The 20528-nt window shown below is 67.5% G+C and carries 17 protein-coding genes; 13 read left to right on the forward strand and 4 right to left on the reverse strand.

The window, feature by feature from the left end; translation table 11 throughout:
• Positions 1–129 precede the first annotated feature (129 nt).
• The 10 genes from nagZ to ACFFGN_RS02680 all read left to right on the forward strand — a co-directional run bounded on the left by nagZ (position 130) and on the right by ACFFGN_RS02680 (position 16411).
• On the forward strand, positions 130–1575 hold the full coding sequence (nagZ, locus tag ACFFGN_RS02635; protein WP_380043618.1) for a beta-N-acetylhexosaminidase: 1446 nt from the start codon (positions 130–132) through the stop codon (positions 1573–1575).
• Between the two features lie 196 nt (positions 1576–1771).
• A complete protein-coding gene (locus ACFFGN_RS02640; RefSeq protein ID WP_380043619.1) occupies positions 1772–8377 on the forward strand; it encodes an RHS repeat-associated core domain-containing protein in 6606 nt (2201 codons plus the stop codon).
• A 21-nt stretch (positions 8378–8398) separates the two neighbouring features.
• Complete coding sequence (locus tag ACFFGN_RS02645; protein WP_380043620.1) at positions 8399–8719, forward strand: hypothetical protein; 321 nt, start codon at positions 8399–8401, stop codon at positions 8717–8719.
• Between the two features lie 296 nt (positions 8720–9015).
• A complete protein-coding gene (locus ACFFGN_RS02650) occupies positions 9016–9378 on the forward strand; it encodes a Nif3-like dinuclear metal center hexameric protein (RefSeq protein ID WP_380043655.1) in 363 nt (120 codons plus the stop codon).
• A 231-nt stretch (positions 9379–9609) separates the two neighbouring features.
• Positions 9610–10734, forward strand: coding sequence for an alkaline phosphatase PhoX (locus tag ACFFGN_RS02655; RefSeq protein WP_380043621.1), 1125 nt, complete (start codon positions 9610–9612; stop codon positions 10732–10734).
• Positions 10735–11479: 745 nt separating this feature from the next.
• Positions 11480–11641: a hypothetical protein gene (locus ACFFGN_RS02660; protein ID WP_380043622.1), complete on the forward strand. Its 162-nt coding sequence runs from the start codon at positions 11480–11482 to the stop codon at positions 11639–11641.
• A gap of 221 nt (positions 11642–11862) precedes the next feature.
• The gene (locus ACFFGN_RS02665; RefSeq protein WP_446685159.1) at positions 11863–13005 is read left to right on the forward strand and encodes a Nif3-like dinuclear metal center hexameric protein; all 1143 of its coding nucleotides are present in this window, start codon (positions 11863–11865) and stop codon (positions 13003–13005) included.
• Between the two features lie 86 nt (positions 13006–13091).
• Positions 13092–13796: a zinc ribbon domain-containing protein gene (locus tag ACFFGN_RS02670; RefSeq protein WP_446685161.1), complete on the forward strand. Its 705-nt coding sequence runs from the start codon at positions 13092–13094 to the stop codon at positions 13794–13796.
• Entirely contained in the window at positions 13793–14923 is a 1131-nt protein-coding gene (locus tag ACFFGN_RS02675) for a bifunctional RNase H/acid phosphatase (RefSeq protein WP_380043625.1), read from the forward strand. The genes ACFFGN_RS02670 and ACFFGN_RS02675 overlap by 4 nt, the downstream gene beginning before the upstream one ends.
• Before the next feature lie 51 nt (positions 14924–14974).
• Positions 14975–16411: an RNB domain-containing ribonuclease gene (locus ACFFGN_RS02680; protein ID WP_380043626.1), complete on the forward strand. Its 1437-nt coding sequence runs from the start codon at positions 14975–14977 to the stop codon at positions 16409–16411.
• Here ACFFGN_RS02680 and ACFFGN_RS02685 read toward each other — a convergent pair.
• Positions 16397–16966, reverse strand: coding sequence for a TetR/AcrR family transcriptional regulator (locus tag ACFFGN_RS02685; protein WP_380043627.1), 570 nt, complete (start codon positions 16964–16966; stop codon positions 16397–16399). The genes ACFFGN_RS02680 and ACFFGN_RS02685 overlap by 15 nt on opposite strands.
• A 56-nt stretch (positions 16967–17022) precedes the next feature.
• Here ACFFGN_RS02685 and ACFFGN_RS02690 point away from each other — a divergent pair, with 56 nt between their 5' ends.
• The gene (locus ACFFGN_RS02690; protein WP_380043628.1) at positions 17023–17505 is read left to right on the forward strand and encodes a GNAT family N-acetyltransferase; all 483 of its coding nucleotides are present in this window, start codon (positions 17023–17025) and stop codon (positions 17503–17505) included.
• 149 nt (positions 17506–17654) lie between these two features.
• Here ACFFGN_RS02690 and ACFFGN_RS02695 read toward each other — a convergent pair whose 3' ends face one another.
• Entirely contained in the window at positions 17655–18878 is a 1224-nt protein-coding gene (locus ACFFGN_RS02695; protein ID WP_380043629.1) for a helix-turn-helix domain-containing protein, read from the reverse strand.
• A gap of 255 nt (positions 18879–19133) precedes the next feature.
• On the opposite strand from ACFFGN_RS02695, the gene ACFFGN_RS02700 reads away from it, so the two are divergent.
• Positions 19134–19373, forward strand: coding sequence for a hypothetical protein (locus ACFFGN_RS02700; RefSeq protein ID WP_380043630.1), 240 nt, complete (start codon positions 19134–19136; stop codon positions 19371–19373).
• A 413-nt stretch (positions 19374–19786) separates the two neighbouring features.
• Positions 19787–19987, forward strand: coding sequence for a hypothetical protein (locus ACFFGN_RS02705; protein ID WP_380043631.1), 201 nt, complete (start codon positions 19787–19789; stop codon positions 19985–19987).
• Positions 19988–20066: 79 nt separating this feature from the next.
• On the opposite strand, the gene ACFFGN_RS02710 is transcribed toward ACFFGN_RS02705, so the two are convergent.
• Together ACFFGN_RS02710 and ACFFGN_RS02715 are read right to left on the reverse strand one after the other, a co-directional pair.
• The gene (locus ACFFGN_RS02710) at positions 20067–20219 is read right to left on the reverse strand and encodes a hypothetical protein (RefSeq protein WP_380043632.1); all 153 of its coding nucleotides are present in this window, start codon (positions 20217–20219) and stop codon (positions 20067–20069) included.
• The gene (locus ACFFGN_RS02715; protein ID WP_380043633.1) at positions 20219–20518 is read right to left on the reverse strand and encodes a hypothetical protein; all 300 of its coding nucleotides are present in this window, start codon (positions 20516–20518) and stop codon (positions 20219–20221) included. Before ACFFGN_RS02715 ends, ACFFGN_RS02710 begins: the two co-directional genes overlap by 1 nt.
• Positions 20519–20528: the final 10 nt, after the last annotated feature.

Here is a 20528-nt window from a genome sequence, read left to right on the forward strand (position 1 = left end):
ACAACGTCAGCCTCGACGACCTCGGACAGGGCTTACCGGGAGCGACTGCAGCACGGCTTGAGGGCGCTGCGACGCGCCGCCGGATGCACGCCTCTGGCGGCGCGGCCGACTTTAGGAGAGAGTTTTCTTATGAGTGACCACTTGGACCGCGACGCCGCGGGCGCCCTGATCGTCGGCTTCACCGGAACGACCGCCTCCGCTGAGTTACGCCGCGCAGTCGCGGCCGGACTGGGCGCGGTGATCTTGTTCACCCGCAACGTCGAAAACGCAGACCAGGTCTCCGCCCTGACCACTGCGTTGCGAGCCGAGCGGCCGGACCTGCTGATCGCGATCGATCACGAGGGCGGCGAGTTCAGCCACCTCGCGCCGGCCAACCCCTGGCCGTTGGCGTCGCCGCGCTCACTCGGCGATGTGGACGACCCCGCGCTGACCCGGGCCTCGGCGCGCGACGCCGCCGCCACGCTGGCCGAACTCGGTATCGACGTGATGCTCGCGCCCTCGGTCGACGTGAACAGCAATCCCGCCAACCCGATCATCTCGACCCGCTCGTTCGGTACGACGGCCGAGGTGGTTTCGCGTCACGGTGTCGCCTTCGTCGAGGGCGTACGCGACGCGGGCATCGCCGCCTGCCCCAAGCATTTCCCCGGCCACGGCGACGTCGCGGTGGACTCGCACCTCGCGCTGCCGCGGGTCGACCGTTCGATCGAGGAGGTCACGGCCGTCGAACTGGCTCCGTTCGCCGCCACGATCGCGGCCGGCGCCGACGTGGTGATGAGCGCGCACATCGTGTTCTCGGCGTATGACGACAAGCCCGCGACGATGTCCCACCGGATCCTCACAGGCCTCCTGCGCGAGGAACTCGGTTTCACCGGCGTGATCACCACCGACGCCCTGGAGATGCAGGCGATCACCAAGCACCAGTCGATCGAGCAAGCGGCCGTCGCCTCGATTCAGGCCGGCGCGGATCTCGCCATGGTGGCAATCGGTGATGCCGACCCGAGAGGCCTCACCGCTCATCTAGTCGAGGCCGTCGGTAGTGGCCGTCTAGACGCGTCCCGCCTGGCCGACGCGGCTGCACGGGTTCGCGGCCTTGCCGCGGATCTTGCCGGGCGGAAGCGGCTGCCCGGGCTGGATGGAGCACCCGTACGTGAAGTGGCCGAACGCCTCTTGGCCGGTCAAGAGCTTCCCGCGCTCGGCGGTACGCCGTACGTCATCGACCTCACGCAAGGCCTCCACCCCGCCTGGAACCCGTACTTCAGCGGTCTGCCCGAGGTGTTCGCCGGAATTGCCCCAGGCTCTGACGGCGTCGTACTCCGGAACAGCGACCCCGAGGCCCTCGCAACCGCCCTAGCGGCTTCGGAAGGCCGGGCGCTGGTCGTAGCGATCCAGGACGCAGTCCGTACGCCGTGGATGGCCGAAGCCCTCGCGAACATCCTCAAGTCCCGCGACGCCTTCGTTCTCTGCACCGGAATCCCCGAAGACCGCGCCCTAGTCCCCGCTGCCACCGCCTCCGTCACCACCTCCGGCCGCAACCGCGTAGTCCTCGAAGCCGTAGCCAAGGCATTAACACGCTGAGGCCGAGCAGTAGGAGATTTGCAGGAACCTGCAATTCTCGTAACAGCGCCTGAAACGGTCGCGATGTGGGCGGTGCCGGCCTGCCGATGACTCCGAGGTCCTCGGCTACCGTCCCCCCAGGGCCGGCAGGAAGCAGGTCCCGATGTTCGCGCTGGATCGTCCACAGCCCGCACAGATACGAAAAGTTCCCAAGTTTGTGGCAGCGGTCGTCTCGATGGCCCTGCTGGCAGGAACCCTGCAAGGGCCGTCCGCCGTCGCCGTTCCCGCGGCGGAGGCGGCGCCTGTCGCGCCGAAGGCAGTCTCCAAGCCTGACGTCATTTCAGCGGCGCTGACGGCGCGGTCGCAGGGCGCCAAGGTCGAGGTGGAGTCGCTGCGGTCCGAGACGTCCACGACCTGGGCGAACCCCGACGGCACGATGACCACCGAGACGCACATGTCGCCCGTGCGGTTCAAGGACGCGTCAGGTGACTGGCAGTCGGTTGACCTGAATCTGGCCAAGGAGCAGGACGGCCTGATCGCACCGAAGAGCCACAGCCTGGACCTGCGCCTGGGCCAGCGGAACGCCGCGGCAGGCGGGGTCTTCGCCTCGGCAGTGGCGGGTTCCGGCCGGCAGGTCGAGTGGCTGGCTCCCTGGAAGCTGCCCGAGCCGAGCCTCGCTGGAACCAAGGCGACCTACGCCGAGGTCGAGCCCGGTATCGACCTGACGGTGGACGCGCGCCGCAGCGGTTTCGAGACCGACGTCATCGTCAAGACCCGTCCCACCACGGCGCCGGTCTGGCGTTTCCCGTTGCGGACCAAGGGGCTGACGGCACGGCAGGGCAAGAACGGCGTGATCGAGTTCGTCGACGCGAAGAACGTCGTGCGCTCGCGCATTCCGGTCGCGTACATGTGGGACTCGGCGGTCAACAAGGCCACTGGTGACCCGCTGAACAAGGCGATCGTCAAGGTGACGGTCGAGCAGGTGTCCCCGGGTAAGGCGACCCTGGTCGTTGCCCCCGACAAGCAATGGCTGCTGGATCCGGCGCGGGTCTTCCCGGTGACCGTCGACCCGACGTACGTGGCCGTCACCGCGCTCCCGACCTTCGATACGTTCGTGCAGACGAGCGTCACCAGCGACCTGTCGTCGTGGGTGGACCTGCGCGCGGGCAAGAACGGCACGCACATCGAGCGGTCGTTCCTGAACTTCGCGACCGCGCCGTTCGCCGGCAAGGACATCGTCAGCGCTCATCTGTCGCTCTTCCAGTACGGCGCGATGACGTGTACGCCGACCGCGATCAACGTGCACTCCGCGGACCCGGCGTCGACGTCGACCACCTGGACCAACCAGCCGGTCACCGGCACCACGGTGCTGGGTACGGCAACGGTCGCGAAGGGATTCTCCAGCGCCTGCGCGTCCGGCCGGATCAGCATTCCGATGACCGCTCTGGCCAAGCAGTGGGCCACCTCAAGCGACGCGACGGAGGGCCTGGCCCTCAAGGCGGGCAACGAGTCGGACGTGAACCACTGGAAGCGCTTCGGCTCCAGCGAATCCGGCACCGACCCGTTCGTGTCGTTCACCTGGAACCGCAAGCCGAACGCACCCGACACGGTTCAGCCCAGCGAGGCCGTCGCCTACGCCGCCGAGGGTGAGACCACCTCGTGGCTGTACTCGCCGAGCCTGCGGCCGTGGGTCCGTACCAAGGCCACCGATCCCGACGGCAACACGCTCAAGTACATCTTCGAGTTCTACACCGGTTCGGGCCCGACCTTCAGCCTGAAGGGCACCTGCACCTCCTCGGTCTACGCCTCCGGTACGACGGCAGGCTGCCGCCCGGCCACGGACCTGCCCGACAACACGCTGCTGTACATCCGTGCCAAGGCCAACGACGGCCGCGTCGATGGTCCGTGGGTCAACTACAACCAGCGGCTGCGCACCGGCGCCCTCACTCCGGCGGAGCCGGTGGTGAGCTGCCCGCCGCCGTACGATCAGTACGACAAATGGCACGACACCGCGCCGACCGCGGACGTCGTCTGCACGATCACCGCGACCGGCACCGGGTACAACGCTCCGGGCTACCTTCGCCTGATCGTCGACGGCAAGCAGCCCGCGACCAACGTGCCCGGTGGCGCCCCGGGCCAGATCCGGATCACTCCGTCGAGCGACCCGGCCGTGGCCAAGTGGAACGTGACCTTCCCGAAGGGCAAGGCGGGCCTGCACACGATCGTCGTACAGGCTCAGACTCCGGCCGGGAAGCTGTCGCCGAACAAGACGCACAAGTTCGGCTGGGGCGACGCGTCGCTGACCTCGCCGACCTCGACGCCGCGCATCACTACCGCGGACAACATCCGCGTCGCGGCCTCGGGCCCGCCGCGGGGAACCGCCTCGACGGTGACCGCACGGGTGAAGTGGCGCGTGTCCGGATACGGCGGTAACGACGACCTGGTCGGCTGGAACGAGGATGCCGCGGTTCTCCCGGTGACGGACAACGGCGCCGGTGGCGTCGCGGTCAACACCTTGTGGAACACCGACAACGCCAAATCCGACGCGTTCCTCGACTCCGACCCGAGCACTACGGTCATCGAGCCGACGGTGCTGAACGACCGGGTGCCGGTCAAGCTCGACATCCAGGTCTGCTTCAAGTACGGCTCGACCGAGCAGTGCACCTGGTCGCAGTCGCCCGATACCACCGTGCAGCGCCTGCCCCACGCCTTCGGCGACGGCTTCCCCACCGCGGACGCGGGCCCGGGTCAGGTGGCGCTGTGGACCGGCGAATTCAACGTGTCCGGGACCGACATCTCCGTACCGGGCTACACCGGTGATCTGTCGATCTCGCGTTCGCACATGACCTACGAAACGCCGACCAACCAGATCAACGGAGCTTTCGGTCAGGGCTGGATCGCGCAGTTCGATGGTGCCGATGCCGGTGCCGCCGGATTGCAGGTGATCGACTCGACCAAGATCGACGGCACGATCACGCTGCTCGACGGTGACGGCACCGCGCTGACCTACGAATCGCCGACGGCAGCACGTCGTACGACCGCCGCGTTCGAACTTGGTGACTGGATTCCGGTCGACGAGGAGACCGAGCAGGACGGCTCGCGGCTGAAGGTGTCCGGCACCGGCATCAACACCGTGATCTCCTACATCGAGGACGACGGCACGACCACGACCTGGTCGCCCAGCGCGGCACCGGTCGCGACGGCAGCCGCCTCGTTCCGGGCCACCGGCATCTCGGAGCCCGGAATCGCTGGCAAGACGACGTTCTCGTACGACGGGAATGGCCGGGTTGTCCGGATTCTCGCTCCGGCGGCGCCGGGTGTGACCTGTGGCGCCTACAACGCCGCGGCTCCGCTGACGGGGATGAACCCGGGCTGCCGTGCGCTGCGCTTCAACTACATCCTGATCGGCGCGAGCCGGTACCGGCTGAGTGAGGCCTGGCTCGACATTTACGATCCGGCCAAGACGGGTGGCGCCGGAATGACCTCCACCAAGGTCGCCGCCTACACCTACGACGTCAACGCCTTGCTGACCAAGGTGACGGACCCGCGCTCGGGGCTGTCGACGGAATACACCTACACCGCGTCGAATGCCGTCAAGACGATGAAGCAGCCGGGGCAGGTGCCGTTCGAGTTCAACTACGTGACCGTGGACCAGCGCGAGAAGCTGGACTCGGTGACCCGGGCCCGTCCGGCCGGTGACCCGGCGGGTGGCGTCGCGACGCTCGGCAAGTACGTCTACGAAATCCCGCTGTCGGGTGCTGGTCTGCCTGACCTGACGGACACCTCGGTGGCTCGTTGGAACCAGAAGGCCGCACCGACTCGTGGCTTCGCGGTCTTCGGTCCGGACCACCCGTTGACGGGTGCGCCGGGTACGGATGACTGGCAGTACGCCGATCTGCAGTACACCGACGCGGCCGGTTATACGGTCAACACCGCGAAGTTCGGCGCTGGTGGTTGGCAGTACACCTCCAGCGACTACAACGAGCTGGGCAACGTCGTCCGGCAGCTCGATGAAACGGCCATTCGCGCGGTCATCGACGGTCAGATCCCGGCGGGTGCGTCGGTCGACCAACTCGCCACGCTGACCGTGTACAACCCGGACATCAAGAACGCTGCGGGGGATACGGTTCTCACTCCGGCGGGCACGCTCGTGACCGACACCTACGGCCCGGCGCGCTACGCCACGTTGAAGGACGGGTCCGTCGCGTGGGTCCGCCCGCACACGCACACCAAGTTCGACCAGAACGCGCCGAACAACGGCATCAACCCTGCGACCTCGTTGCCGTACCGCCTCCCGACGACGGACACGTCTTATGTGAACGATCCGGGTACGGGCACGGACCTGGAGGTGACCGGCCAGTCGTTGACCGACTACGCCGCACCGGTCACGGGTGACGCCGACGGCTGGGCTCTAGGCCAGGTCGGCAAGGCCATCACCGACGTGGATCTCGACGGCACGAACAGCGCCGGCGACATCGTCAAGCTCACGCGTTACGACGCCGAAGGCCGCGTCATAGAGTCCCGGCAGCCTGCCTCGAACGGCAACGACGCCGGCACCACCAAAACGGTCTACTACACGACCGCCGCCAACAGCACCTTCCCAGAATGCGGCACAAAGCCCCACTGGGCAGGCCTAAGCTGCAAGACCTACCCGGCCGCCGCACCGACGTCCGGTACACCTTCGTTGCCGTCGACAACCACCACCGGGTTCACCTACCTGCTCGCCCCGACCACCGTGGTCGAGACGTCCGGCCCGGTTACCCGCACCAACATCACGGAGTACAAGCCTGACGGTCGCGTCGACACGACCAGGACCACCGTCGCCGGTCTGAGCAGTTCGACGCCGAACACAGCGAAGAAGACCACGTACGACGCGGTCACGGGCGCTGCCACGGCGATCACCGCGACCGCGGCTGATGGCACCTCCACCACCATCACCACCGGGTACGACGCCTGGGGCCGGCCGATCAGCTACAAGCCCCACGGCGAGGTGGCCACCACCACGGTGTACGACGCCGCCGGGCGAGCCGCCACGGTCACCGATCCGAACGGCACCACCCGTTATACCTACGACGGGAACGACGCCAACGGTCTCGCCGAACGCCGGGGTATGGCCACCAAGGTAGAGGTCACGACCGGCGGTAAGACCTGGTCGTCCACCGGCGCATACGACGCCGATGGCTCGATGACTGTGCAAAAGCTGCCCGGTGGTATCACGCAGATCAACGAGTCCGACAACGCCGGAGAGCCGACGGGCCTTCGCTACACCGGCCAGGTCACAACAGTTGCGGAAGACGGCAGCACAACCATCGAGCCCAACGGCCCTTGGTTGTCCTGGTCCATCGAGAACGACGTCACCGGCCGGGTAGCGCGCGAGTGGACGCCGGACGGTGCAGCCTTCACGGGTGGTACCGCAACAGACCCGGGCGATGCCGTTCCGTACGACCGCGGCTACACCTACGACAACGCGGGACGACTCACTTCGGTCAAGGACCGCACCGCGTCCGCGACCGGCGTTGACATCACCGACCCGACAGCCACTCCGTGCGTGACCCGCACCTATGGCTTCGACCGCAACGACAACCGTCTCACTAAGTCCACCGCCACGAGCGGTCCGGACGGGGCTTGTACGGATGCGGGCGGAACCACGGTCACTCGCGCCTACGACAGCGCCGACCGCCCGGTCACGGGTGCGGGGGGCTCCGGCACGTACGTCTACGACAGCCTGGGTCGTACGACCACCCTGCCGGCGTCCGACGCGCCCAACCCGGCCGGGGGCAACATCACCCTCGGCTACTACCACAACGACCTGGCCCGATCGATCGCCCAGGGCGGAACCACCACCACCTTCACCCTCGACGCCGCCGACCGTCGCTCGGTCGAAACCATCACCGCAGGCACCACCACAACCCAAAAGGTCCGCCACTACACCGACACCGGCGACAACCCGACTTGGGTAACCAACGGCACCGAGTCCACGCGTTATGTGGAGTTGATCGCCGACGACCTCTCCCTCACCGTGGATCAAGCGGGAGCTGCTGATCTGACATTGGCCAACTTCCGCGGCGACGTCGTCACCACGGTCGATCTGCCAGCTGGAGGAGGCTCCGCCACCTCCATTGCAGGCTGGAATGGCTATGACGAGTATGGCAACCCGGCAGACAACACTGCCAAGACAGGAACCGTCGACTACGGCTGGCTCGGCGCCAAACAACGGGCCGTCTCAGGCGCAGGCCTCATCCTCATGGGTGTCCGCCTCTATAACCGCGTTACCGGCCTCTTCACCAGCATCGACCCAGTCGCCGGCGGCAACGCCAACGCCTATACCTACCCGAGTGATCCCATCAACAACGAAGATGTCGATGGTCGTTTCTTCAAAAAGATCAAGGATGGCGTGACGAACGCCGCGAAGAACGCCGGGAAGTGGGCATGGAAGAACAAGGTGGGCATTGCCGGCACCATTGCCTTCGGCGCCTGCGTCTTCGCTACCGCGGGCGCGTGTGCGGTGATCGGTGCAGTGGCGGCCGGAATTAGTATTCACAGTAATTACAGGAAGTACGGTCTTCGCGATCGAAGGTTCTACAAGAACAGCGCTCTGGACGTTGTCGCAGGCAGATTCAAGGCAGTGCGTTCGTTCGGAAAGTACGGTGCGCGTCGATTCAATCGCAAGAGGGTCAAGTACCGTTGGCGGCGGAATATGGACTTCAGCAGTTTCAGGGACGCTTACAGAAACCAGCGCAGAGTGACTGTGTTCCGGGTTGCCCGCCAGAGCTATGGTGTTTATAGAGCGTGGACCTCGCGGAATCATCTCTGGACCGACTAGGCCCCTGAAGAGAGTTGAATCATGGACATCCTCCTCGTTGGGCTAGGTGTCTTCCTGCTGGCTCGGGCCAGCTGGAAATCCTTGGCCCACCGGAAGCATTCGGCGTGGATCAGCGCTGCAGCAGGTCCGGTCGCGCTCTTCGGGCTGCTGATTGATCAAACGTGGCCGTTCGCTCTCGGGTTTGCACTCTTCGCTGTAGGTGAATTCATCTATCAGCGGAGCGACGAAGTCAGCTTTGCTGATGTCAAACGGCTTGGCGATGCAGTCCAAGTTGGCAGTCGCAAAACGCGGAAGCGAAACCGGTCTGCAAGGGATGTGTCTCGGGGCGCTGAAGAGGAGTAGGTCCCTAAGAGGGGTGGCCGGACGGTGAAAGGTGCCGTCCGGTCACCCGGCGCTACGTCATGGGAAATCAAGATTGTGGGAGTGCGTCGACTCGATTCTGAAGGCCCTTGGCCGGGCGCCCGAGGCCTCCAGGTGAACGCGGAGCCACATCTCAGCGAGTGGCCGGTGGTTGCAGTCCGTCGATGGGAGGGGCTGTGGGGTTTGGGGTGGGGGTTGGCAGGATGGGGTGGGTGATTCCGACCCTTGCTGATGTGCTGGCCGTGCTGGACCGCCTCTACGACCCGTCGTGCTGAGAGCTGGGATGCGGTTGGGCTGCTGGCGGGGACCTGGCCCAGCCTGTGACGCGGATCTTGTTAGCGGTGGAGCCGATGCGGGTGGTGGATGAGGCTATTGCGGGGGAGTTTGACCTGCTGGTGACGCATCACCCGCTATATCTGAAGGGCGTGAGTAGTGTCGCGGCGACCACCCCGAAAGGGCGGGTTGTGCATGACCTGATTCGGTCTGGGACGGCGTTGCACGTTTGTCATACCTATGCCGACCACGCGAATCCCGGTGTCAGCGACGCCCTCGGTTTGACCTGGACGAGGCTCAGGGCGATGCCGGTTGATCCGATGGACACGACCGGCGTTCCGGTCGCGGAGGCGTGCGGAGCGCGATAGCCCACCACCGGTGGTGTCTTCGAGAAACCCTTGTCCTCGTCCGGTTGGGCGGCGATGCCCGGCCACGGCGGACGGCGTCGCGGGCGTGGGCGCTGCCCGGCGGATGGGCGCCGTATGGGTGGGTGGCAAGTGGGCTTCGGGTGGTGTTCATGTCGGCGCGGTTCACTGTCGGCTCCGCTCTTGTCACTGTGAGGAGTCAGTCGTGGATCGTCGGAGTTTCTTCGTGCGGCAGTGATCGGTTCGTCGGCCTCGGTCGCCTTCGGGTTCAGCGTGGCGCCGCAGGCGCTGGCGTTTCCGGCCCAGACCGGCCCCAGCCCGTACGGCGGTCTGGGAGCCGCCGACGCGAACGGGATCATGCTGCCGCAGGGTTTCACCAGCCGGGTGCTGGCCAGGTCGACCCGGGTGGTGAGCGGTACGAGCTACACCTGGCACAGCGCGCCCGACGGCGGTGACTGCTTTGCCAACGGAACCGGCTGGATCTACGTGTCCAACTCGGAGATGGGCAGCGGGAGCGGCGGTGCGAGCGCTCTGCGGTTCGACAGCAGCGGAGCGATCACCGGCGCGTACCGCATCCTGTCCGGCACCACCCGCAACTGCTCCGGTGGCGCGACCCCGTGGGGCACCTGGCTGTCCGGTGAGGAAACCAGCACGGGCTACATCTGGGAGACCGACCCGCTCGGCACCAAGGCCGCGGTACGCCGTCCGGCGATGGGCCGTTTCTCCCACGAGGCCGCCGCGGTCGATCCCGACCGGCGGGTCGTGTACCTCACCGAGGACGTGTCCGACGGCGGGTTCTACCGGTTCGTCCCGACCACCTGGGGCGACCTGTCCGCCGGCACCCTGCAGGTACTCCGCGAGTCCGGCGGAGCGCTGTCCTGGGTCACGGTTCCCGACCCCGACGGCAGCCCGACCGCCACCCGCCGGCAGGTGTCCGGCATGAAGATCTTCAACGGCGGCGAAGGTTGCTACTACCGCAACGGCACCTGCTTCTTCACCACCAAGGGCGACAACCGCGTCTGGGCCTACAACGCGGTGAACAACACCATCGCGATCGCGTACGACGACAACCTGACCAGCAACCCGCCGCTGACCGGTGTCGACAACATCACCGGTACCGCCGTCGGTGACCTGTACGTCGCCGAGGACGGCGGCAACATGGAGATCTGTGTCATCACCCCGAACGACGTGGTGGCGCCCTTCCTCCGGGTGACCGGCCAGTCCGGCTCGGAACTGTGCGGCGTCGCCTTCAACCCCGCCGGTAACCGCATGTACTTCTCGTCGCAGCGCGGCACCACCGGCTCGAGCAGCGGCGGTATCACCTACGAGGTCACCGGCCCCTTCCGCACCACCCGCTGACAGTGATGAGCTGAGGTCGGCGAGGACATCCACACTTGCCGCCCGATCCCGTGGGCGCCTCGTTTTTCGCGCCCGTTTCGGCCCCGTCTGTCCGCCGGAGGTCGCTGGTTCGGCCCGGTTCGCCTTTGGCTTAGCTGGATCCGTCGAGCGGTCCCTAGGGCGGCCTCTGTAGGGCGTGTGTCCGGGCCGGCTACCGGGTTGTAGGGCGGCTACCGGGTTGTGGTGTGCCCACTACCGAGTTCGTGTGCGGCTACCCGGTTGCAGCCGGGTAGCCGCACCAAAACTCGGTAGCCGACCCTCGGGGCCTCCTCGACTGCCGGAGCCACCTTTACCACCGTCGACCTCGACCCCGCCACGGGTTCCACCTCGTTCAGTGACCGCGACAACCCCGCGCGAACCCGGGGCCACGCCGCGCGAACCCAGAATGTCGCGCCAGCCCGGCGTGCTGACGCGAGGCCGGCGTGCTGACGCGGTCCCGGCGCGGAGCGGTACGGAACCACCTGAGTCGACCGGCCATACCTCACCCGCCCCCTTGATAGCCGCCTGACAATTCGCGACTCATCAGGGGGACGAGTGACCACCGGGAAACCCCTGCCTCCGCGAGCGGACGCAACGCACACGCGACCACTCGCAACGAACCGCGCCCCGACTCGCCCCGACTCGCGACGGCTCGCCCCGACTCGCCCCGACTCGCGAGTGGAGACGCATGCCCCGTCGCACCTAACGGCGAGTGAGCATGCGTCAGGTGACATTGCGTGCGACGACGTGCGTTGAGGGCGCCAAGATCGTGCTGGCGCTCATGAAGCTGCTAGCCGGCCCAGCGCCTACCCGAGTTCCTGCGCAGCATCCGCTGATCTACAAGCCCGGTGAACCGGATGTTCCCGCTGCAGGCGCCTGCGCGGACTAGTTGGTCCTGGGAGTTGCGAACCGTACAAGCCAGTACAAGCGCCTACTGGAACTCGAGAGGTCCAGCGGCGACTAAAGGCGGATCCAAACATCAACTGCGCGATAGCGGTCAAGGCCGTGCGTAAGCACTTGGGACCCCGGCCGCTCGTAACCGACATCGTGGCGAAGCATTTCAGCTGACCGGTAGGGCCTTGCGGTGGTTCGAGGTGAGGGGTTGGCAGGATGGGACGGGTGACGCCGACTCTTGCTGATGTGCTGGCCGTGCTGGACCGCCTCTACGACCCGTCGTGGGCTGAGAGCTGGGATGCGGTGGGGTTGGTGACGGGGGATCCCGGGCAGCCGGTGAAGCGGGTGCTGTTTGCGGTGGATCCGATGCGGGTGGTGGTGGATGAGGCTATTGCGGGGGAGTTTGACCTGCTGGTGACGCATCACCCGCTATATCTGAAGGGCGTGAGTAGTGTCGCGGCGACCACGCCGAAGGGGCGGGTTGTGCATGACCTGATTCGGTCCGGGACGGCCCTGCACGTGTGTCATACCAACGCCGACAACGCGAATCCCGGTGTGAGTGACGCCCTCGCGAACGCCCTCGGACTCACCGAGACGAGACCGCTCAATGCGATGCCGGTTGATCCGATGGACAAGATCGGCGTTCAGGTTCCGGTGGCGGAGGCCGACGCGATGATCGACGCGTTGACCGCTGCCGGGGCTGGGACGATCGGGGACTACGACCGGGCTGCGTGGACCGCGACGGGCGAAGGTACCTTCCGGCCGCTCGACGGAGCTAACCCGACCGTGGGTGAGGTGGGCCGGATCGAGCGGGTCGCGGAGACTCGGATCGAGATGGTGCTGCCGCGGTATCGCCGGCGCCAGGTGGTCGAGGCGCTGCGGGCCGCCCATTCGTACGAGGAGCCCGCGTTCGACGTACTGGAACTCGCGGAACTGCCCGGGCAACGCGGCGGCGGGCGCGTCGGCGTACTGGACGAGCCGCTGCCGCTGCGGGAATTCGCAGCGCGGGTCGCCACGCGGTTGCCCCGGACCGAGCACGGCGTACGGGTCTCGGGTGATCCAGAGCGGTTGATCGAGTCGGTCGCGGTGGTCGGCGGCGCGGGGGATTCGGAGTTCGCCCGGGTCCGCGCGGCCGGGGTCGACGCGTACGTGACGGCCGATCTGCGGCACCACCCGGCGACCGAGGCGCGGGCGTACGACGAAGGGCCGGCGCTGGTGGATGTGGCGCACTGGGCGAGCGAATGGCCGTGGCTCGTGGACGCCGAACGCCTCCTGACCTCGGCGCTGGCGGCGGGGGGCAGTAGCGTAGACACTCACATCTCCACCCTCTGCACGGACGCCTGGGACCTGAGGCTCTGACGCGGAGTAACAACTGAACGCACAATGCAGACCACTAGGAGCCGACCCTGAACGCCGAGCCCGCTGTCCAACGCCGGTTACTGGACCTGCAGGATCTCGACCTGCAGCTGGATCAGGTCGCCCACAAGCGCAAGGTCCTGCCCGAGCTGGCCACCCTGGCCGAGCTCGGCAAGGAGAAGAGCGTGGTCGACTCCGAGCTCGTCGCGGCCGAGACCGAGGTCAGCGACCTGCAGCGCGAGCAGAAGAAGGCCGACTCCGATGTCGAGCAGGTCAAGCTGCGCCGGAGCCGCAACCAGCAGCGGATGGACTCCGGTCAGGTCGGTTCGCCGCGCGACCTGGAGAGCCTGCAGCACGAGATCGTTTCGCTCGACCGCCGGATCTCCGACCTGGAGGACGCCGAGCTCGAGGTGATGGAGCGGCTGGAGGCGGCCGAGGCCGTGCAGAACGAGCTGCGGATCCGTGCGCAGGCGTTCGCCGGGCGTCAGGCCGAGCTGGAGACCGCCCGGGACGACGCCTTCAAGGAACTTGACGAGCAGCGTGCCTCGCTTGGCGATGAGCGGGCCAAGGTGTCGGCGGAACTGCCCGTCGAGCTCGTCACGACGTACGAGAAGCTGCGCGAGCGCAACGGCGGTATCGGCGCGGCGCCGCTCGTCGGCAAGCGCTGTATGGGCTGCCGGATGGAGCTCACGCCGTCCGACCTGAACCGGATCAAGGCCGCACCGGCCGACTCGGTGGTGCGTTGTGAGGAGTGCGGGCGGATCCTCGTACGGACCGGAGAGACCGCGCAGTGAGTGGAGTGCCCGACCACGTCATCGTCGAGGCCGACGGTGGTTCCCGGGGCAACCCCGGCCCCGCGGCGTACGGCGCGCTGGTGCGTGACCCGGCCACCGGCGAGGTGATCGCCCAGGCCGGGGTGACGATCGGTATCGCGACCAACAACGTCGCGGAGTACAGCGGGTTGATCGCCGGGCTCGAACTGGCCCGGGAGTACGCGCCGGACGCCTCGATCGAGGTCCGGATGGACTCCAAGCTGGTGGTCGAGCAGATGGCCGGGCGCTGGAAGGTCAAGCACCCGGACATGAAGCCGCTGGCCGCGAAGGCCCAGTCGCTGGCGCCGCTCGGCACCGAGTGGACCTGGGTGCCGCGCGCGCAGAACTCCGCCGCCGACGCCCTCGCGAACATGGCCCTCGACGGTAAGACCGTGCCGCTGCGCCCTAGCGAGGTGGCACCCGCGAAAGCGGTCGACGAGGAGCCGTCGGATCTGCAGAAGGCCCTGCAGGGATGGGGCAGCCAGACCGAACCGCCGACGCAGGTCATCTTCCTGCGCCACGGCGAGACGCCGCACACGGTCGACAAGCGGTTCTCGGGTTCGGGCGGGGATGACCCGGGTCTGAGCCCGAACGGTCAGGCGCAGGCCCGAGCCGCCGCGGCGTACCTGTCCCGGGTGGCCAAGATCGACGCGATCGTCAGTTCGCCGATGCGCCGGACCCGTGAGACGGCGGCTGCGCTCGGGGCCGCGCTCGATCTCGAGGTGGCCGTGGCGGACGAATGGCGCGAGTGCTCGTTCGGTGACTGGGACGGTTACACCTTTGCCGAGGTGCAGCAGAAGTGGCCGGAGCAGATGAACTCGTGGCTCGCCTCGACCGCGGTATCGCCGCCGAACGGGGAGTCGTTCGAGATGTGCGGACGCCGGATCCGCGCCGCGCGCGACGGCATCCTGTCGACGTATCCGGGCAAGACCGTGATCGTGGTGACCCACGTGACCCCGATCAAGCTGATGGTGCGGGCGGTGCTGCAGGCCCCGATGTCGTCCCTGTTCCGGATGGAGCTGCGCCCCGCGACCATCACCGAGATCCACTGGTACGCCGACGGCCTCGCCTCCCTTAAAAGCTTCAACACCATCCCCTCGCTAGTCTGACCACAGCAGCCCGGCAACGAGGCCGGGTCGCTGGATGGACGGAGGACGCGCGTGCCGTTGCAGAAGGTGCATTTCGCCGAGGAAGTTCCCGAGGTGTTCCGCGCGTCCTTGCAGGCGATCAGGCGGGAGCTCGAGGTACCGGCCGAGTTCCCGGCGGAGGTGGTCGAGGCCGCCGTACGGGCCGCGGCGAACCCACGGTTGCCTGAGCTGGATCGGACCGACATCGAGTTCGTCACGATCGATCCGCCGGACTCGATGGACCTGGATCAGGCGTTGCACATCGAGCGTGCCGGGGACGGTTTCACCGTGCACTACGCGATCGCCGACGTAGCCGCGTGGGTCCAGCCGGGCGATCCGATCGACGTGGAGGCCCGCAAGCGCGGGGAGACCCTCTACGCGCCGGACAAGCGGACGCCGTTGCACCCGCCGGAGCTGTCCGAAGGCGCTGCCTCGCTGTTGCCGGACAAGGTCGTGCCGGCGTTGTTGTGGACGCTGCAGGTGGATTCAAGTGGCGAAGGCACCGAGGTCGACGTACGGCGCGCACTGGTCCGGTCGCGCGCCAAGCTGAACTACGCCGGGGTGCAGAAGGACCTGGACGCCGGTACGGCGCCGGAATCGCTGCAACTGCTGCGCGAGGTCGGCCTGCTGCGGGAACAGCGCGAACGCGAGCGTGGCGGCGTCAACCTGCCCATCCCGGACCAGGAAGTTGTCACGAGCAACGGCGAATGGACCCTCGAATTCCGCGCGCAACTTCCGGTCGAGGGCTGGAACGCGCAGATCTCCCTGCTCACCGGCATGGCCGCCGCGCACTTGATGATGAACGGCAAGATCGGCATTCTCCGTACGCTGCCGGATTCCCAGGACGGCGTACGGCATCGCCTGGAGAACACGGCGAAGGCCCTCAGCATCCCGTGGCCGGACGGCATGTCGTACGCGGAGTTCATTCACACGCTCGACGCGAAGATCCCGGCGCACGCGGCGATGCTGGCCGCCTGCACGGTGTTGTTCCGGGGCGCGGGCTATACCGCGTTCGCGGATACCGTGCCGGAACAGCCCGAGCACGCCGCGATGAAGGCGCCGTACGCCCACGTCACGGCACCGCTGCGCCGGCTGGTGGATCGCTGGACGGGGGAGATCTGCCTCGCGCTGTGCGCCGGTGAGGAAGTGCCCGCGTGGGTGCGCGAGTCGATGAACGACCTGCCCAAGATCATGGAGGAGTGCGACCGCAAGGCCAACGCCTACGAACGCGCCATCGTCGGCATGGTCGAGGCGGGCCTGGTCGCGGACCAGGTCGGCCAGGAGTTCGACGGTGTCATCACGGACGTGGACGAGCGAGATTCGCGCCGCGGCATCGTCGTACTGTCCGATGTGGCGGTCGAGGGCAGGGTCACCGGGGACAACCCGCTGCCGCTCGGCCAGCCGGTGCGGGTAAGGCTCACCGAGGCCGACATCGCCAAGCGCCTAGTCGCCTTCTCACTGGTCCAGTAGGGCTTCTACAGCGGCGGTGGTTCGTTTGAGGTCGCCGGTCGCGAGCAGGTCGAGCAGCCCGCCGCGCAACATCGCCAGCACTGCGGTACGTCGTGCGCGCCCCCGGGCCGTACGACGCTCCGCTGCGGGTTGTGCCTTGGCGAGGAGTTCGAGCCAGACCTCTACCGACGTACGCGCGTAGTCCGCCCACGGCCCGTCCGGGTCCACCAGCGATCGCCCGTACGCCTCGACCCACAGCTGCATCAAGGCCCGGCGCTCCGGCGCCGAGAGCCACTTCCACAGTTCGCGCGCGACCACCTCCAGGCCGGGCGCGAGCTGCTGACCGGTGATGCGGTCGAGCAGCGCGAGTTCGTCGGCGCGGGCCCGGTTGAGCAGAGCGCGGATCAGGCCGTCCTTGCTGCCGAACAAGAACAACAGCACGCGCGGACTCGACCCGATCGCCGCGGCGAGCGGGCGCAGGGACAGATCCGCGAGGCCGTGTTCGAGCGAGTAGGCATAGGCCCGCTCGAGCAGTTCGGTCTCCCGGGCGGACGGGGGTGTTCCGGTCGTCGTCACAAGGCTATTCTTACCTCACTGAAACGAGTGTGTCAGTAAGACGTTCGGAGGAAGAGATGCAGATCCGGCGGATCGGCCGCCCTGGAGACCTCGGCTGGGTGGTTCAGGCGCACGGCGAGCTCTACGCCCGCGAGTTCGGCTTCGACGGCCGTTTCGAGGCGGTGGTCCTGGAGGTGATGGCCTCGTTCGCGCGCCACGACCCGGAACGCGAGGCCGGCTGGATCGCCGAACTCGACGGCCAGCGGGTGGGCTGCGTGCTCTGCGTGCGAGGCGACGACGACGAAACGGCCAAACTCCGTGTCCTGCTGGTCCACCCGGCCGGCCGCGGTCACGGCCTAGGCGCCCGCCTGGTCGACGCGTGCCTCGAATTCGCCCGTTCCGCCGGCTACCGCCGAATGAAACTCTGGACCACCGACCAGCAGGTAGTCGCCCAGAAGATCTACACCGACCGCGGCTTCACCCTGACGGCCAAACACCCCAACGACACCCTGGGCACGCCGGTTGTTGATCTCTTCTACGAACTGGACCTGACGGCTTAGCGGGCGGGAGCCTCGAGGCGGCCGGGGTTCGTCGCGGGCCGCGGTGGGTGGGTGAGCGGGCCGGCCTTTAAGCCGGATACATGACAGGCCCCCTCTCTCACGCCTGAGAAAGGAGGCCTGTTCCGTCGCTGTTCCGTCAGCGCACCTGGCTAGATGCCCTCGACACCAGCCCAGCGGGCTAGTTCCGGCAGGTCGCCCGGCACCGCGCGGGCGTTCTCCGCGATGGCGAGGATGGTCTCGCGCATCACCGGGTGGCGGCGGCTGTTCACCGGGTCAGCGTGGCGCGCCGCGTTGAGCTCGGAGACGGCCTGCTGCCGGTTGTTGTTCTGCGCGTTCGCCAGCGCGAGGGTCATGTGGTGGTGGCCCACCCGCTCTGGCCGGTTCGGATCAACAAGGTTGATCTCGGCGCCACGTTGCACCGAGCCGTCGGGGTCGCCCGATTCCACCGGCGCCGCGCAGTAGTGCGCGGCCACGTTGGTCGCTGAGGCGTCAATGCCGTGGAACGGAACCGTCTCCGCGCCCTCTTCGATCATGGCCCGCGCGTCCTGGATGTACTCGTCAGCCTGCGAACGGTCGCCGCCTCGCGCGGACAGCACCCCGGAGCGCAGGTCGATCTGGGCACGCACGCCCTTGCTGGCCGGGTCGTCGCCCAGGTCGGTGCGGGCACGGTCCAGGAGGCGCAGACCGGCCGCGTAGTCGCCCGACTGCAAGTGGCGGGACGACCGGTGGAATGCCGACACCGCGATCCGGGCAGGGTCGCCGGTCAGCGGAGCAAGCTGAACGTGGCGTTCGCTCGCGATCGCGGCGAGGTCCGCCTGCCGGAAACGGCCGGCCACCGACGCGGCCAGTCGGTAGGCGTCGTGGAGGTAGGCGTACGCGAGGACCCGGTCGGGGTCCGGATCGCCGGTGTGCACGTACAGGTGGTGCAGCAGGCTCGACAGCTCGGTGGCCGCCTCGCCGTACTTCAGGCGGAACACGTCGCCGGCCACGATGGTCAAGCGGTCGTTGATGAAGGGCAGCGGCAGTGGGTCGCCCTCAGGCCGTGGGTCGTCGAATGCGTCGATTGCGCGTCGTAGGGCCGCGATGCCTGCGTCTTCGACGCTGGGCTGGTCCTCGATCTCGCGCTGCTCGGTGCCCCACAGGTAGGGCGGTGTGACGCCGAGGGCTTTAGCTGCGGCGGCCACGAACTGGGCCGAGGCCGGCACGGTTCCCCGCTCCACCTGTCGTACGAGGGAGACCGAGAAACTCGAGGCGGCCGCCAGCTGTTCTTGCGTCAGGCCTCGCAGTTTCCGGAGGGTTTTGACGCGTGCGGCGACGCTTGGCTGATTCATCAGGGAACTCCCCACAATTTTTGTCACTTCCTTGTCACTCACGAGTGAAGCACAGCGGGAGGATCAAACCAAGGCGGTATCCACAACAGACGGAACCGCAACTGAGCGTCATCGAGTGGGGACTTAGATGCACACGCTAGTTCACGAGGGCACCGCGCCTCCAGCACTGACGGAGGCCGAAATCCAGGCAGCCGTCCGCCGCTGCCCGCCCCCGCAACGTCGCCTGTTCGCAGGCTGGCTGCGTCGCACCCATCGCCTCGACGGTGAGCTCATCGAGCCCGAGGTGGGGAAGAAGTAATGGACGAAATCGAGCAGCCGGACCAGGCCAGTACCGAGCGCCGTCGCATACGGGTCTGGTTCGGCGAACACACCATCGCCGACTACACCGCACTCGCCCCGCTCGCGGAGCGGTACGCCGCAGCGATGAGCCGCAGGTTCGCCGGGTGCCGAGTCACCAACGACCCGCTGCCCGTGGTGTTGCCGCGTGACCTGCCGGCGCCGCCGGCCGAGCGTCTCTGGCAGACGCTCACCCCGTAGACAGGTCAGGGCGCCGGTGTTACTGCGCTTCCGTCTCATCTCCCACCTGAGGATGAGACGGGCGTGTGTCCCCTGACCCGGTGCCCTGGCCGATCCACCGGTGGAGCGCAGGTTTCTGGCCCCTACCAGGTGTCCTTCGCCTCACAGCAGGGAACCTGCCTCCACCACCATCAGGTCAGGGCGCCGAGGCATCAGTGCCGTCCCCGAGGACGGTTCCCCCCGGTCTCGGCGCCCTGGCCGCCCCGAAAGCGGGTGGCTCTCGATGTAGCGGCCTCGGTTATGCGCCGGGGTGGGAGTCATTCGAGGCCCGGCGGGGTCGAGGGGTGAGGCCATTGTGCAAGGTCTCATCGTCACAAAACCTCTGACCTCGCCGGGTCCTTCGCGTACGCCGACTGATTGCAGGGAGCCCCTCAGTGCAGGACCTGATCATCCGCAACCCGTACGACGTGCGATGCCCCGAATGCCTAGCCCGGGTCGAGCGGCTGATCGCGGTCGACAGTTTCGTGGTGCTGGTGCCGTGCCAGCACGAGGTAGCCAGTGTGAGCTACAGCGATAGGGCAGTCGAGGAACAGGGCCCCCAACGTGGCCATCCGATCTACGACGACCGGGACTGACACGCAAGTCGCCGAACGCACGAATAGCGCCCCACCTCCGAAGAGGTGGGGCGCTATTCGTGTTGGAGCCTGGTAGGCGCTAGCCCATGGCGTTCATGGTCTGCACGATCGGTACGAGAATCCAGCACAAGAGCCCAGCCGCCAGCAGGTTCAACCGGCCGCCGAGGCCGAAGAACGCGCCAGCGAAGCAGGCCGCGCCAAGGATCAGGAACACGAGGTAGACGGCGACCATCACAGGTCCCCGCTCGTCACGTCGTGCGCGCCGTCAGGTGTCTCGACGGCAGACTTCGGCTCGGCGGCGAGGAACGGCAGGTACGTCTGCAGGAACTCGTTCACGCCAGGGATCGCCATCACGCGCGTGATGGCGGCCGAGATGACCAGCGCGACGCCGACCCAGCCGCCGGCTTGCGCGGGGTCGCTTTGGGCGGCGGCCGAGTAGATCACTGGCGCGAGCACGGCGAGACCGACCGCGGCCTGGAAGACCGTCCGGGCCATTGCGCGCCACGGGTACTTCGTCTGGGTAGCAGCCATCGGGGCCGCC

The sequence above is a fragment of the Kribbella deserti genome (genome assembly GCF_042434725.1).
Lineage (GTDB): Bacteria > Actinomycetota > Actinomycetes > Propionibacteriales > Kribbellaceae > Kribbella > Kribbella deserti.